Origin of the sequence: uncultured Microbulbifer sp. (genome assembly GCF_947498635.1) — a bacterium.
Lineage (GTDB): Bacteria > Pseudomonadota > Gammaproteobacteria > Pseudomonadales > Cellvibrionaceae > Microbulbifer > Microbulbifer echini.
Genome location: NZ_CANMKV010000004.1, coordinates 24,992 through 38,236, shown reverse-complemented (window position 1 = coordinate 38,236; position 13,245 = coordinate 24,992). Strand labels below are relative to the sequence as shown.

At 50.6% G+C, this 13,245-nt stretch carries 18 protein-coding genes; 1 reads left to right on the top strand and 17 read right to left on the bottom strand.

Annotated features, from left to right (window positions below; all coding sequences use genetic code 11):
• Window positions 1–100 precede the first annotated feature (100 nt).
• The gene (locus Q1A69_RS03080) at window positions 101–760 is read left to right on the top strand and encodes a hypothetical protein (protein ID WP_299580970.1); all 660 of its coding nucleotides are present in this window, start codon (window positions 101–103) and stop codon (window positions 758–760) included.
• A gap of 119 nt (window positions 761–879) precedes the next feature.
• Here Q1A69_RS03080 and Q1A69_RS03075 read toward each other — a convergent pair whose 3' ends face one another.
• From Q1A69_RS03075 to Q1A69_RS02995, 17 genes are read right to left on the bottom strand one after another with little or no spacing between them, the layout of a single operon-like run.
• On the bottom strand, window positions 880–1,131 hold the full coding sequence (locus Q1A69_RS03075) for a hypothetical protein (RefSeq protein WP_299580967.1): 252 nt from the start codon (window positions 1,129–1,131) through the stop codon (window positions 880–882).
• Window positions 1,132–1,189: 58 nt separating this feature from the next.
• Entirely contained in the window at window positions 1,190–1,918 is a 729-nt protein-coding gene (locus Q1A69_RS03070) for a hypothetical protein (protein ID WP_299580964.1), read from the bottom strand.
• Window positions 1,919–1,920: 2 nt separating this feature from the next.
• The gene (locus tag Q1A69_RS03065; RefSeq protein ID WP_299580961.1) at window positions 1,921–2,628 is read right to left on the bottom strand and encodes a hypothetical protein; all 708 of its coding nucleotides are present in this window, start codon (window positions 2,626–2,628) and stop codon (window positions 1,921–1,923) included.
• Window positions 2,625–3,119 (bottom strand): hypothetical protein, encoded by a 495-nt coding sequence (locus Q1A69_RS03060; RefSeq protein ID WP_299580958.1) that lies wholly within the window; start codon window positions 3,117–3,119, stop codon window positions 2,625–2,627. Before Q1A69_RS03060 ends, Q1A69_RS03065 begins: the two co-directional genes overlap by 4 nt.
• 53 nt (window positions 3,120–3,172) lie before the next feature.
• Window positions 3,173–5,641: a phage tail protein gene (locus Q1A69_RS03055; protein WP_299580955.1), complete on the bottom strand. Its 2,469-nt coding sequence runs from the start codon at window positions 5,639–5,641 to the stop codon at window positions 3,173–3,175.
• Between the two features lie 10 nt (window positions 5,642–5,651).
• Window positions 5,652–6,170 (bottom strand): phage tail protein, encoded by a 519-nt coding sequence (locus Q1A69_RS03050; RefSeq protein WP_299580952.1) that lies wholly within the window; start codon window positions 6,168–6,170, stop codon window positions 5,652–5,654.
• A complete protein-coding gene (locus Q1A69_RS03045) occupies window positions 6,167–7,345 on the bottom strand; it encodes a baseplate J/gp47 family protein (protein WP_299580949.1) in 1,179 nt (392 codons plus the stop codon). The genes Q1A69_RS03050 and Q1A69_RS03045 overlap by 4 nt, the downstream gene beginning before the upstream one ends.
• Window positions 7,342–7,668 (bottom strand): DUF2590 family protein, encoded by a 327-nt coding sequence (locus Q1A69_RS03040; RefSeq protein ID WP_299580946.1) that lies wholly within the window; start codon window positions 7,666–7,668, stop codon window positions 7,342–7,344. The genes Q1A69_RS03045 and Q1A69_RS03040 overlap by 4 nt, the downstream gene beginning before the upstream one ends.
• Window positions 7,668–9,512 (bottom strand): phage tail tape measure protein, encoded by a 1,845-nt coding sequence (locus tag Q1A69_RS03035; RefSeq protein ID WP_299580943.1) that lies wholly within the window; start codon window positions 9,510–9,512, stop codon window positions 7,668–7,670. The genes Q1A69_RS03040 and Q1A69_RS03035 overlap by 1 nt, the downstream gene beginning before the upstream one ends.
• 10 nt (window positions 9,513–9,522) lie before the next feature.
• The gene (locus tag Q1A69_RS03030; protein ID WP_299580940.1) at window positions 9,523–9,657 is read right to left on the bottom strand and encodes a hypothetical protein; all 135 of its coding nucleotides are present in this window, start codon (window positions 9,655–9,657) and stop codon (window positions 9,523–9,525) included.
• A gap of 44 nt (window positions 9,658–9,701) precedes the next feature.
• Window positions 9,702–10,007, bottom strand: coding sequence for a putative phage tail assembly chaperone (locus tag Q1A69_RS03025; protein ID WP_299580937.1), 306 nt, complete (start codon window positions 10,005–10,007; stop codon window positions 9,702–9,704).
• Window positions 10,008–10,022: 15 nt separating this feature from the next.
• Complete coding sequence (locus tag Q1A69_RS03020) at window positions 10,023–10,286, bottom strand: hypothetical protein (protein WP_299580934.1); 264 nt, start codon at window positions 10,284–10,286, stop codon at window positions 10,023–10,025.
• Entirely contained in the window at window positions 10,286–10,831 is a 546-nt protein-coding gene (locus tag Q1A69_RS03015) for a hypothetical protein (RefSeq protein WP_299580931.1), read from the bottom strand. The genes Q1A69_RS03020 and Q1A69_RS03015 overlap by 1 nt, the downstream gene beginning before the upstream one ends.
• Window positions 10,828–11,415 (bottom strand): hypothetical protein, encoded by a 588-nt coding sequence (locus Q1A69_RS03010; RefSeq protein ID WP_299580928.1) that lies wholly within the window; start codon window positions 11,413–11,415, stop codon window positions 10,828–10,830. Before Q1A69_RS03010 ends, Q1A69_RS03015 begins: the two co-directional genes overlap by 4 nt.
• The gene (locus Q1A69_RS03005) at window positions 11,415–11,624 is read right to left on the bottom strand and encodes a TraR/DksA family transcriptional regulator (RefSeq protein ID WP_299580925.1); all 210 of its coding nucleotides are present in this window, start codon (window positions 11,622–11,624) and stop codon (window positions 11,415–11,417) included. The genes Q1A69_RS03010 and Q1A69_RS03005 overlap by 1 nt, the downstream gene beginning before the upstream one ends.
• Window positions 11,625–11,640: 16 nt before the next feature.
• Window positions 11,641–12,093: a phage protein gene (locus tag Q1A69_RS03000; RefSeq protein ID WP_299580922.1), complete on the bottom strand. Its 453-nt coding sequence runs from the start codon at window positions 12,091–12,093 to the stop codon at window positions 11,641–11,643.
• A gap of 45 nt (window positions 12,094–12,138) precedes the next feature.
• Complete coding sequence (locus tag Q1A69_RS02995) at window positions 12,139–13,245, bottom strand: DUF2586 domain-containing protein (protein WP_299580919.1); 1,107 nt, start codon at window positions 13,243–13,245, stop codon at window positions 12,139–12,141.

Below are 13,245 nucleotides of genomic sequence, written 5' to 3'. Positions count from 1 at the left end.
AAACTAAAGCCATTAGCGGCCAAGCAAACCCCATATTTTTCACCACCACAAATTAACAATTAAATCATTTAACTGAGAGCATATGTCGAATTCACCTTTTATGACACCTGAGATTAAAGAAGCAATCGCCACCCAGGCAAATTATCTACTCGCGACTTATGGGATAGTGGGACTAATAACTTTAATTATAGTAGGATTTATACTGAACCATCTCAGCAAAAAATATGTTGACCAAATGGTTGAAGAGGGAATAAGAGAATACCAATCCGAGCTAGACAAAAAAACACTTAAGACTACTGATATTTGGAAGTTTAAAAAAGAAGTCACCTTCGAATTTATGAAATTCATGGATGAGAATATGTTTCTCAACCCAAAACTAAATTCAGCAGATGGAAACGAAAAAGCAGAAGAAGAAAAGAGGGTCTTTCGCGAGTTCAATTTATTATACGCGAAATTATTCGTGGTATTCGACACTCCAATGATCGACAATATCAACACAATCTTAAACGGGCCTGTTAGCGAAATTCAAAGATTCTATTTGTATCGCGAGATAAGAAATGAACTGCAGGGCTATCTCAACGATGACAAAGCTGATCCAGATGACTGCCCATATATTAATCGTGAGATTGCCAACATACTAACTCCGGAGAGGAGTGGCAGTGTAAATACTTTCGACAAACTTAAGGAAATATATCCTTTCATTGAAGCAGGAGCTACGCAATCGAAAATAAAGGGTATACCCTTTTATGGGGTGGGATAAAACTAAGGTCCCTAATTATCTGTAAAGCCCCCCCTAATTAATCATCATTAGTGCGCTGCCCCCTCCAGACATACTAAGCCATAGTATTCTGAGGGTGGCAACAACAGTTTATACAAGATCTAACAGGTAGAGCGTTCCCTTTTCTCTAAAACCCCACCCCACTTGATCGAGTACTCGGTATAGGTCCCTGTCACAATATCCAAAATCTGCAACCAGGAATAAAACTCGGCTTTCTTAGACTTCGCAATCTCTTCCGCTAACTCCATTGCCGCCTCTTCAGTAGGCGCAGAACCTCTAAAACTATTCGCACCGCCATTCATTAAATGAACGCCTTCGGCAAATACTGCAAACCTGTTGATCTTTCCTACCATAATTACCTCCAATTCAATTACATATTTACCGTGGGTACGGTAATACCTTTGGGCTCTGTCAACCCACAATCGGCGCCAACTCAGCATCCAGCTTATCGGCGTCGCCCTTCTGCCCGCTGAAATCGCTAGCCTGGTCGGGCGCTTTGGTATTTAGCGGCGTACCGTTATCGGTGTATTCGTGGGTATGTGTAGCCGCAGTATTGGCAATTGCGCTGGTCACTTTGATTAGCTCATCCAGAATCCGTAGTACGTTGCTAGATTCATTCCCAAGCCATACAGTGCCGCCGTCCTTCACTACCAGGCGTTGTTTCAATTTGGCAAAGCGCTCTGCCACTGCCAGGCATTGCTCGCTAATGTTTCCCTTGTCGTCGATACGGTAATAGTTGGCCGCATCCTGGGCCAGTAACACATCAGCGGCGCCCAACTTCGGTAGTAACTCACCCCGCGCAAATACCGAACGGATAAACGGTCTATGTGGCAATCCCATCACAAAGCCCAGCTCCACCAGTACACCCGGCTGTGGGAAGGCAAATAGGCCCCGTTCCGCACCGATACCCGTTACCGGTAGGGGTACTTTCTCCATCAGTGGCATGGCCGTGTCCGGCTTGCCGTCTGCGCCCAGCAGCTGCACATCGACGCAATAGCCCGGCTGCTCATCGGTGCTCTCCATCGCCTCGGTGATAGGTGCCGGGGCATTGATCACCTGGCCCCACAGCGGCAAATGCAGGCCTCCCGTGAGTTCCGGGAACAGGCGCCGCACAATGCGTTTAATAATTTTTTCCAGCATCGCTAGCGCTCCGCCCAGGGATTGGCCGACCAGGTGATATTCATTTGCGTCCCTGCCAACTCAACTCCGGTCAGTATGTCCCCGTTGTAGAGCGCACCAGGGCGCAGTGCCGGCAGTGCTGGCAGCGTTGCGCCGTTGTGGCTGGTCAACTGCCGCTCCCAGCTGCGATCAATCTGCACGGGCCTTTCCGCCCAGTAGGAATGGTCCCAGCTGCCCACATATACACGCCCGTTGGTTTGCTGCTGCCACAGCAAGCGGGGAATGCCGTATACCTCCGCCAGGGAATCCATAGCATGGTAACCGTTGGCCATGTTGTAGAACGCCGCCGCCGGAGTATTTAAATAACGGTGATCGCCCGCAGGCCTATCAAATTCAACACCATTGCGCGCGGTGATCTGCTGTAGAACATCCCCACAACTGACATTGCGCAAAGCCAGCGGAAGGCGCAGTGCTAAAGCTGCACTGATTTCTCGGCAAAAGATGCGCTGTTGTTTTTTATCGACACTGGTACAGGCTTCTACATAACCCACAAACCAGGGAGTAAGGGATTCCAAGTGGTAGCCGCAACGAAAAACAACCAAGCCACTCAGGGGCTTTTCTGCCTGTACCGCAATCAGCGCACGACCAGGGGTAAAAAGATTCAAGCGAAAATTACTACTCACTATGGAAAAGTTCTGATCACTGACCGAGAGTTTTTTATGTAATTTCATCGTGGAACCAGTGCTGTATCAACCATCTGCAACACACGCTCAAAGCCCGTTTGATTGGTGCTATCTTGTAGCGGAGTACTCGTTGTATTTTCTTCGCTGCTGATACGCTGCTCTATCTTCTCCGCAACACTCAGATACTCCTGTAGAGCAAAACTCACCCGCCATGCTTTCCTGTCGATAAGTTCGCGCTGTTCTATGCGTCCATTAAATATAACCTGTCGAATATTCGCCGCGTTCACAGATCGGTCAGTAATGTCATAGATTAATAAGTCACCGTTATTGTCGGTGGCTTCCGCAAGCCGATAGAACTGCGTGAGGTCATCATGATCCGTGTACTTAACGACAAAAGAAACACTGACCAACTTCGGCTTTATCCCTTTGTGTGCCGAACTGGTACTACTGGTTTCCCCACCAAGTGATTCATTATTCAGCTCAGTAGTCACACTCACCTGCAATTCGGTCTTTGGTATAGAGATATCGTTAAGCAGCACTGTTTATCACTCCGCTCTATCGAAACAATCTTGTAAACACCACGAAAATATCTCTATAACACAGCAATAATAAAAGCGATAAGTTCCTCATAACGGATGCCATATCGATCACCTGCTGCGCGATGCCTTCGCGTCACTTTCCCACTTTCTGGATCTTTGACTTCTGGTTGTTCTTCCCACTCATCGTGACAAAGAATACCGTAGCGATGTGCATCTAACCCCTCGGCCGCAAAAGCTGTAATCACATCTTGGGCCAAAACACCGGAATGCAAACGGGCCTTATCGCCCTTTTTATTCACCGCGTCATTAAATTTATAGACACGCACTAGCGCTTTAAGTCTTACAGCGACACGCCGCTCACTTTCCGTAAGCTCGGCTACCTGCTGCTTTTCACGGGCGTCGGATGTGTTAATTATTCCGGTTCCCGCGTAGACCTCCGACCAACGATGTGAACTTAGCCCGAGCCCCTGAGTATTGTCTGTCTCCGGTGCTAAAATTCCGTGAGACCATAATCTCACCCAGGCTGAATCAGGTGGATGAATACCACCGCCAGCAGATAAAACCAACTCAAGAGCCCCACCAGATCCAGAAGCCTGAGTCTCAATTGAAGATCTTACCTCGTCCGAACCGTCATTATTCTGGTGAAATTCGATTCTACTTACCGTTTGGCCATCAGAAACCACCGTATTGTGGTTTGAAATTCGAAAATTCTTATTGACCTTTTTAGTAACATCGATCTCCATAGAACTGTTCGACGTATCCAGCTTTAGAATTTCGTCCAGTTCCAGAGTATTTAAGTCAATATTAAAATAGCCTTTCATCGTCGTCCCAAGTTCAATAGCCTTTCCTCCGCCGGCCACGTCAACAAGGATTTGATTGTGGGTTGCTACCCCAATGCTGGTGCTAGAAGTCAAAATTCCATGACCGCTATATTCGGGGCACAATAGTAAGTTTCCAGAAATATTTACCCGGCCGCCGCCGGTGTCGATAAAAATGATTGTCTGGGTTGTTTCAGCCCCTAAGCCAAATATACGGTTACGCTCTATAACAATTTCATCTGCTTGATCTTCCCCATCTTCCCAATTGACCTTGATCTGCCCAAAATATTTACAACCGTTAAATTCGTTATTAACAACTTTGTGCCCACCCCCTTGCACCATATCAACAACGGATTGTTGACCAAATCCATCAGGGAGATTACTTACCCCATAGGTTGTGGAGAATCGGTTGCCCTGTACCGTAACCTTGTTACATTGCGCCTTAACCGCCCGTCGGTTAAAGTCGATGATGGTGTTATCGATGATCTCTGTCGGCAGGTCATAGTAGTTATTGTCAGATGAGCAGATAACAGTAATTGCGTTACCTTCTTCCCCATGAATATCTCTGAAAGTATTCCCTTCAATAACAGAAACATCGGTCTGATTTCGATCGGACTTCAATGCCACCGCGCGACACATGCCATTCCCATTGCCACCCACACCATCACCGTTAGCATTCACCCTTTCAATAATATTGTCTTTTATCTTAACAAATCCGATCTTCCCGATTAGATCGACTACAATGCCAATAGCCGAATACTGATCCGCGAAAAGGTCAGTAATACGACACTTTCTAACAACACAGTCCACGCCTGATACCACAATAGCGTTAGCAACCCAGTTGTTTCCAGCCACATGTAATGAAATATCCGATCTATCCCCGGCCACTTCAATAGCTTTTAAAACCCGGTCGCTCGCCGTTAGAAACCCCTCCCCGTAAATATGGCGATCCGTAATCGTGCTTGTCAGCGCTGGGGTTCCATCTTGGAGAGGGTCAGAAATTCGATATAAACCTTTAGGGAAGTAAACCGATTGAGATGGTGTATTGAGTGCTGTTTGGATCGCCGCTGTATCATCTGCAACACCATCCCCGACCGCACCAAAAAACTTTACATTCACAAAGCCAATAACGCGCTCAAATAAGAATGTGGATAGCTTAGCCGGGGTAATAAAGGTCTGATCGTCTTCTCCACCATTCACCAGCTCTTGCGGAGCTACCTTGGCCATTCCCGCAATCACCTCGGTTGCCTGGTCAAATGACAATTGCCAAGTGCTTGCATCCACCGTTAAGTTGGTGATCGCCTGGGCATCGGTATAGGTCACCATAAAATTGCGGGTTAAGCTGTTGCCGACGGTGGTGCCATTGGTTTTATATTTGGGGATAGTGTCGATATAGCGCACGGCAACCAGAGTGTTATCCTCAGCCAAAAGCCCGACCCAGTTAAAAGAGAAATCCCCCTCCCCGGTACCCAAGTAAAGCGAGTAAACCACCTTGTCGTTGGTTACGTAACCTTCCTTGGTAATGGAGCGTTCCGCCACCTGGTGGGAAATATCCGGCAAAGCCTCATCCGGATCGGGGGCGACCGCCGAATCAAGTCCCGGTATATTCGCCAGCAAAAAACGGTCGATAGTCAGCTTCTCGCCGGATGTAGCTTTTTGTGCAAAGAGATCGCGGCCCGCGTTAGTTAATATCCCTATACTCATAATTATCGCCTCAGCTTGCTGCGTCGAAGTACCACGCATGATCAATTTCGTGCGCGGAAATCCCCAAGCCAACGGGGGATATCAATTTAAATTCATAGCGCCGGCAGGTGCGTCCATATTTCTGCAGAAGCAGTTTTAATAGGGTTTGGTTCTGACTTAACTGTGCATCACTTAATTGCAGAATTATCACATCCCAGTCCCGGTCAGGGTCACGCTCTATGATTTCTACATAGCCCACGCCCAAGCGTTCAAATATCCGTTTAATACCCGCAACACTACCCGCATCTACTGCATTGACGAATGCGTACTTCACTCGCAAACGAAACAAATCCAACGATTCAGCATCGAAGCGCTCGACAAAACGCTGCCACGCTAACAGCCGCAATGCCGACTCACCGCAGGTCTCAGGGTCCATTTGTGCCATAGGCCACTGCAACCAGCTGGCTATATAGCCCCACCAGAGTTCGAGCATCAAACCCAGCTTTTTCAATTCCCCGCGATTCGCCCAAGTCGGTAAAGTAATTTTCATGACTCGGCCTCCGCGACAATCAAACTCCCCAAACGCGGCAACTCCATTTCGCTGGTGATCTGTGCCAAATTAAAATAGATATTGCTAATCTGCGGAAATTGTTCCTGTATTTCCCGCGATAGTTGTGAAAAGCCAAACAGGGACCAGGGATAAACCAGGGTTGGGGCATAGTCGATGTTTTCTCGGAAGGCCGCTCGAATAAAATTACCAACACTCGAGACCAACGTGGTCTTTTCCGCATCGCTGGTATTGGCCACAAACCACAAACTACACTCCACGTCGTAATCCGTTTCCGGCATCGCCTTTACCATTAAATCATCACCGTGGCCGTGGTTGCCCTTGTCGGTAATCTCATATTGAATACTGTTGATAAACTCCTCCGAGGGGTTGCCAATATCCAGCATCACATAGGCATTGGCGGTACCCGGCCCGCGCGGAGCATCGTGCTCAAAAAAAATATTTTCAGTATTGAGCCCAGCAAACCCGGCAATAATGGCCGTATAGCCCGCGTCGGTATGCCATTGATTAATCGCGGTATACTGATTGCGGGTGCGTAATCGCAACTCATCATCGCTCTCTATCTCTGCGCCGGGGACAATCAGCCAATCCTCTAGGTTCGTGACAGTGACTCCCGCCAGCGGCACCGCCAACAGTACATAATATCCCGCGCCCAAGTTTTGCCCCTCACCGGCTGCCAGAGCCTTTACCGGCACAATTGCAGAATCCTCACCGGGATTTAACAACGCCTCCTCAGTAGTCTTCACTGAATAGGTTTTACCGTTAATCAACGTACTATTAATCACCGTACCCGCATCAATCGTTAGCGCCACACTGGTATCGATACGCGAAAATAACAGCTGTCCCTCAGCGTACACTTTCCCTTTTTTTTCCAGCCCGACCGCCCACGCATGCCACTCCAAAATAGAGCCCTTTGCCGTTTTAACAAAAGCCTGCGCCAACACATGATCAATCATAAAATTGACCAGCCATAAAACCGGTTCACTGATCGCCGCCTGCACAAAACGCCAGAACGGTGATACGTTGCTGTCGTTATTAATGGTCAGGCCGGCCTTGCCGGTGATGGTTTTTAAATGAGTATTAAGACTCGCTTCACTGGTGGGAATACCCGCATCAATCGCCAGTTGCACAAACTGTTCGCGGTTCTCGTCGGTCATAGCGCTATCCTCGCGTCTCCGTACTTCATGGTGATTGCTGTCAACCAGTAACCGCCACTGTCATTGTTATCCGCCACCAGTTGTGCGGTACCTGGGCGCACCCGCTCATCAGTGTCTACCAGCAATAAAATCTGATTTTTAATTTGTGCAATTTTTCTGGGGTCACGCTCACCGATTAATTGCAGGAGTAAACCGCTCTCTAAAATACGGTGTTTAAGATCCTGACCGATGCTCACCCGGCCGGAACAGATCACCGGGAAGCCACCCGCATCCAAGGTGAGATCCCGCTCATCATTGATTAGAAGGTCTTCATAATCGCTCATCATCCCCCCGCTAAAGCCAGTTCATCAGCCAGCTGATAACCGCTGACACCGCCGCTGGTATTGACTTCGATCTTATCGACCCTCAGCCCGTTATTGTTGGTCGTGGCCTGGCTAACTTGTTTCAACAAGCCGCCAGCGGGTACCGCACTTGGGCGAGTCTGAGCGATACCCGCGGAGGCCTGATTCATGGCCTCCCGCTCCTGCTCTATTTTTTCGGTCACAGTGACTTCACCACCGCCGCCGATATCTACCCCTGGAATCCTATTGATTTTGTCGATCAACCAATCGAGCGCTTTGCCCAGCAGTTGCAGCGGTTTGATATCGCTAAACCAGGTCATTAACTCATCCCAGTACACGATCAGCCCCACCACTGCCGCCACCAGGGCGACAACGGCCAATACAATCCAGGTGATCGGGTTTGCCAGCAGTGCGGCGTTTAATAACCAGGTGGCGGCGGTAGAGGCCATAAAGGCGGTACGCAGTGCGCGGAAAATCGCCACACCGCCATAGACTGCCATTTGGAACAAGAACCAGGTGGCTTGCGCAGCCCCCAGCGCAAAGCGCCAGAGTCGCGCACCCGCAGCACTCACCAGCAGTGCCCCACTCCATCCGGCCATAGAGAGGGTGGCCAAGCCCTGCACCAGGGCAAAGGCGCTCACAGCGGCCACCAAGCCGAATATCACCAGAGTGCCGGCGCCGATTACTTTGGAAAGGGTTTTGTGATTGTCCATCCAGGCCATCACGGCCTCACCCGTGGAAACCATCATTTCCAACACCGGCAGCAATACCGGCTGAATCATGCGGCCGAATTGTGTGTGTACTGCGGTGGCAGACGCGCCCATTTTTTGCCAGGGATCAACCATCTTTTGGGCCATCTTCGTTGCATTGGTCATGCCCTGAACATTTTCCAGCTCCGCCATTTTGCCGCGCAGCTCTTCCGTTTTCGGTAATAGCTGATTTATTAATGCCACCGCCTCCTGGGTACCGAATGCCTTTTGCAATTCCATTCCCTCGGCGACGGTGATTGTCTCTCCGTAGCGGCCGCGCAGTTTTTGCAGAATATCCAACATCGGCAACATACGGCCGTGGCTATCAGTAAATTGAAGACCCAACTGGTCCTGGGCTTTCCCCACGCCTTTTAAGAAGGCCCGATATTTCGTACCGGATTCACTACCGCTCATGGTCGCTTGCAAACTGCCGAGAATAGCCATTTGTTCAGTCATTGAAATTCCGGCTGCTGTCGCATCGGCGCCCAACGCGGAAAAACCAGAAGCCATTTTATTGCCATCGGTTTTAAATACCGCAACGGCGGTAGAGGTCTGCTCCGCAAGTCGTTGCACCCAATTGGCATTGCCCATGCGTTTAGCCTCTTTCTCAAAAATGCCGTACATGGTGCCCATATAATCAGTAATGGTGGCTACATTCGATTTTGTGGCTTTTGCCAAGATACCGCCGGTCTCGCTAAACGTGGAAAGCTCGCTACCGTTTAATCCAGAAATCGCGCTTTGAATATCGTAAGAAGCGCGTACAAACTCCGTCGCGCTCTCACCATATTTCACGGAAAATTTAAGCGCGGTTTTTTCCAGTTTTTGTAAAGCCGCATCGCGCACACCCAGGCTACTTACCTCGCCCAGTGCCCGGTCCATTTCAATAGCCGGCCCGAGCAACGACTTCAACGCATAGCCTGTCGCAAACAAACCGGCAGCCCCCACGCCCACCTGGGTAAACCCCGCCGTGGCGCGCTGGTTGAGCTGATCGATCTGCGAGGCAATCTTGCCCGCAGGGCCCGAGGCCTTATCAATTAGGCTCACGGAAAACAATAATTTTTCCAAACGCGAGGACATACACTCTCCACTATTTGCCGGTTAATGCGCGGGCTATGCCATTGGCTACGGCTATCTCCAGGTTTTTGCATTCGCGTTGCTCCAGGTAGAGCGCACGGGCCATGTTCTCCTCAGTGGCTGCCGCCCCTGGAAAATATCGGGCCACTAGCACACACAACTGGTCGTAGCCGTTTTCTGCAATTTGCTCCGCTAGCGCTTGCGCTTTTTTGCAGTAATGGCCAAATCAGGGATGTACTCTTCCAACACAGCCCCTGCAATTTGCACCTCAGCGCCAGGGGAAGTTTTTAAAACGCCGACCAACTCAGCTTTATCTTCTAGCTGTATCGTGTTCACCAGAAAGTTGTGCGAGGGCGCCACCTTGCTATTGGGCACAACGCTATTGATATATTTGTTGTAATCATCACGGGTCACATTAAAAACAAACTCTTTATCACCGACAGTGACTTCAATGATTTGTGTATTTTTGTCTTCTGCCGGTTTAGTAATATCTGCCATTGGTAAACCCCTTTTTTAATTTGAGCCTTTTAGCCCGGAAAGAAACCCCGCCCACAACGTAGCGCAGACGGAAGTAATAAAAATCCCTAAGAATATTCGCCGCGTCCAAACACCTACTTGCTCTGCGGCTTTGCGCTGCTGGCGCAGGTGTGCCAGGTCTTTTTGCATCTCCAGCACATTAGCCACATCGACCCCCAGCTTTTGTAAAACCTCTTCAACCGCTTGGTGTGCTGTCTTGCGAGCCAGCTCTTCCGCCTGTTGTTCGGTTAGGTTTGCCACTACTTGCCCCCAGGTCTCGTAGATAACGTCCGCACAATGCCGCCCACCAATCCAGTGGACGGCGCCGCCCCCATGGTTTCCTGCCGCTTGTTCTGCTCTCTACGCAGTTCGCCAAAGTATTTGCCCAGAAAGGTTGCGGGTACCCCGGTTAGAGTGCCGAATACCGTCCACAGCACCGGGTTGTTCATCTGCTCGGGATAGACAAACGCCCACAAAGTAAAGGCGAGGATTTCAAAACACAGAACCTTGGCCATCATCAGCGCAATCTGTGCGCGGCTGCTCTGCCCGTCTGCCTGGCACATCGCGATATAACGGCTGGTCCACCCCTCTTCCTGGGCTATGTGTAAATCCACCTGACGTTCCAGCAGGCTGGCACGCTGTTCCAGGCGCAATGTCTGCACAGATTGCTCGGCTTCAATACCGGTAGCGGACGACGGCAGCTGTTTGTCTTGCGGTAATACGGCGTTAATTATTTGCCGGGTACCAGGGGCGAAAACATCGAGCGCGATACCGCCAGCGGCTTTGAGAATTTCTTTTAGTTTCACAAGTCCCCCTCCTCGATCAGCGTATAAGAGAAAGTACTGCCCCAGTTTTCCGCCGCGCGTTCGCACAGCGCCATCAGTAGAGAAAAATCAAACGGATCGGCCAGCACCTGGCAACCTGCACTCCATTTATCCACACGCTGACTGGTATGGCTTTCGCTGGCCCTATGACAATTAATCCCGAATAGCCCGTCATCGATCGGCATATCCTGGTTAATCACCGCATCGCGGTTGTTGTCTCGGTAAACCCGCGCAGGCCTGCGCTGTACCAGTGCGCGATACTTGCCCCGGTGTAATCCCAGCTGCCACAAGCCCGGATACTGCCCAGGCACTAAAATGGCGGTGCCGTTTAGGTTGATTGGGTTCTTTCGCCAAAAGGTGCCGGGATCGGTAGTCGCGGCAAACACCAGGCAATGCGGAATGCCATCGAAACGCCAGGCCACCGCCAAATAATCGTTAAAAGTATTTGCGCGGTTGTCCGCACTGCGAATACCGATCAAATTGAGGTTGAAATCGCCCTCATCAAAAAAGCGGAAGCCTTTTTTTATCAGCGCGGTTTGCAGTTGTCCGTATCGCGGCCGTTTCATTAGCGCCCTCCTTTCTCGAATTCGGTTTGACACACCACACAGCGCGTCACACCGCCGAAGGCCTGGCGCGCCTTGGGAATATCCCCCTCGCAGTCCTCGCACTGGGCCAAACTCGGCACCTCAAAATTACTGCGCTGGCGTTGCGCCTGTAGCGCCCGTTGCCGCTGGGCCTGCTCCAACGCCGAGGCGCGGTCCAAATCATCCGGCATATCCTTGCCCTACCCGTTAAATAAAGTTTTCCGTTTCGCTGGCATCGATATAGGGAACCCCATTAATCCGCACAAAGTCGCGGCTGGTGACGTCGTAGGGCAATTTGTGTTTGAGCTTTTCTCCCCCACTTCCGGCAGCATCCAACAAATCACTAATGCGCAGCTTGCAGCCGAAAGCCTCTACCTTAAATTCCAAATTATTTGTGGCAGCACTACTGACAATATCGAACGGCTCCAGGGCACTAAAACTGCCGGCACTTTTTGCGGCGTCTAAAATGGTCATTAAGTTGTTGGTATCCACCTCAATTTCACCCGAGGCTTTTTTATCTCCGGATATCCAGCCGTCCGGCACGCCGCGAGTAAACGCTGGTCCGGTGGCGTCTTCGATACTGACCGTGTACTTTTCCACATGCACTAACATGCTACCGATCATGACATCGATATCCTTTCCGCTGAGTTTGCGACTCATTGCGATTGCTCCCCAATTATTAAATTAAGCAAAACCCCAACAGGATTAACGGCCACTGATATCCAGAATGATATTCGCGGTAATCGCCTTGGGTGAGTTATACGGTTGCACCTTGATATAAATTTCCACCGCCGAATTACTCGGCCAGACAATGGTGATGCTGTCATCCGTGGGCGGTTTGATTTCGCCGGGAAAGTGCTGACCGGCAAAGACGGTGCTGTAACTCATCTCCCGCAGGGGGCGCATTAAATCGGTTTTATTGGCGTTGATACTGGCCGGGGTGGAGTTGAGGGAACGATTGGCAACTTTGGCAATCGCCAGTAGCCGCACCGCGCGCGCCGCTTTGTCCACCACGCGTAGGTGCTCAATTACCTGGTAGTCCCCGCCGGGTATATCTAATAAATTGCAGTCCCCCCAATAGGTGCCGGGGTAATCCGGGTAGGTCTGCGGTACCGAGAGCCGCGCTGTATCCAGGGTTTCCAGAGTTGCGGCGGTTAACTCTGTACCCGCGTTATCGATGGGAGTATCTCCAAGGCCAATCAATGGGCCCGTTGCAACCCGCATAGGACTATCGGCAGTACTCACCGCGTGATTGCACAAGCGCCCCGCCAGTACCCCGAGGTTATTGCCATGCAGTTGCGGCACAACCCCAACCCGATAACCGGCAACCCCGTTAGTAATCGCAGCCTGGGCGGCCTCGTAGTCGCTCCAGGTTTGCGAGCTATCATCGATACCAGGGGTTGCCGTTATGATAATTACCCGGCGAGCCAGACTGGTGCGCAGACTTTCCGCCTTGGTGTACATAGCGGTCAGTTCGCCGCTAGTGGTAGCCGGGGTACACAGCGCGATTAATTCCGGGCTCACTGTGGCCATGGCCGTATCGACCACTTCGGCCCAGTCGTAACCATTGGCCTGTGGTGCCGCCCAGGCCTGCCAGTTTTCCCCGCCGTTCAGCTGTGCTGCCAGCACGTTATCGCGAATCTCGCTGCTGTCTTCACCCAGCAAGGTATCGATATCGCTTTGACTGTTCAGAGAAATCAGCTGCCCGGTATTGGTGGCGCCCTCACCAATAATTAGCGCCTTGCGCTCAATTTCTGGCGTGCTGCCCTGGGCTTGATTGAGATTGTTAACTGCGACTTTTCCTAACGCCAT

What these genes read in the sequence shown, in the direction of transcription:
- Q1A69_RS03080 (WP_299580970.1), top strand. Translation starts at nt 101, where the DNA reads ATGACACCTGAGATTAAAGAAGCAATCGCCACCCAGGCAAATTATCTA.
- Q1A69_RS03075 (WP_299580967.1), bottom strand. Translation starts at nt 1,131, where the DNA reads ATGGTAGGAAAGATCAACAGGTTTGCAGTATTTGCCGAAGGCGTTCAT.
- Q1A69_RS03070 (WP_299580964.1), bottom strand. Translation starts at nt 1,918, where the DNA reads ATGCTGGAAAAAATTATTAAACGCATTGTGCGGCGCCTGTTCCCGGAA.
- Q1A69_RS03065 (WP_299580961.1), bottom strand. Translation starts at nt 2,628, where the DNA reads ATGAAATTACATAAAAAACTCTCGGTCAGTGATCAGAACTTTTCCATA.
- Q1A69_RS03055 (WP_299580955.1), bottom strand. Translation starts at nt 5,641, where the DNA reads ATGAGTATAGGGATATTAACTAACGCGGGCCGCGATCTCTTTGCACAA.
- Q1A69_RS03050 (WP_299580952.1), bottom strand. Translation starts at nt 6,170, where the DNA reads ATGAAAATTACTTTACCGACTTGGGCGAATCGCGGGGAATTGAAAAAG.
- Q1A69_RS03045 (WP_299580949.1), bottom strand. Translation starts at nt 7,345, where the DNA reads ATGACCGACGAGAACCGCGAACAGTTTGTGCAACTGGCGATTGATGCG.
- Q1A69_RS03040 (WP_299580946.1), bottom strand. Translation starts at nt 7,668, where the DNA reads ATGAGCGATTATGAAGACCTTCTAATCAATGATGAGCGGGATCTCACC.
- Q1A69_RS03035 (WP_299580943.1), bottom strand. Translation starts at nt 9,512, where the DNA reads ATGTCCTCGCGTTTGGAAAAATTATTGTTTTCCGTGAGCCTAATTGAT.
- Q1A69_RS03025 (WP_299580937.1), bottom strand. Translation starts at nt 10,007, where the DNA reads ATGGCAGATATTACTAAACCGGCAGAAGACAAAAATACACAAATCATT.
- Q1A69_RS03010 (WP_299580928.1), bottom strand. Translation starts at nt 11,415, where the DNA reads ATGAAACGGCCGCGATACGGACAACTGCAAACCGCGCTGATAAAAAAA.
- Q1A69_RS03005 (WP_299580925.1), bottom strand. Translation starts at nt 11,624, where the DNA reads ATGCCGGATGATTTGGACCGCGCCTCGGCGTTGGAGCAGGCCCAGCGG.
- Q1A69_RS03000 (WP_299580922.1), bottom strand. Translation starts at nt 12,093, where the DNA reads ATGAGTCGCAAACTCAGCGGAAAGGATATCGATGTCATGATCGGTAGC.
- Q1A69_RS02995 (WP_299580919.1), bottom strand. Translation starts at nt 13,245, where the DNA reads ATGGCGTTAGGAAAAGTCGCAGTTAACAATCTCAATCAAGCCCAGGGC.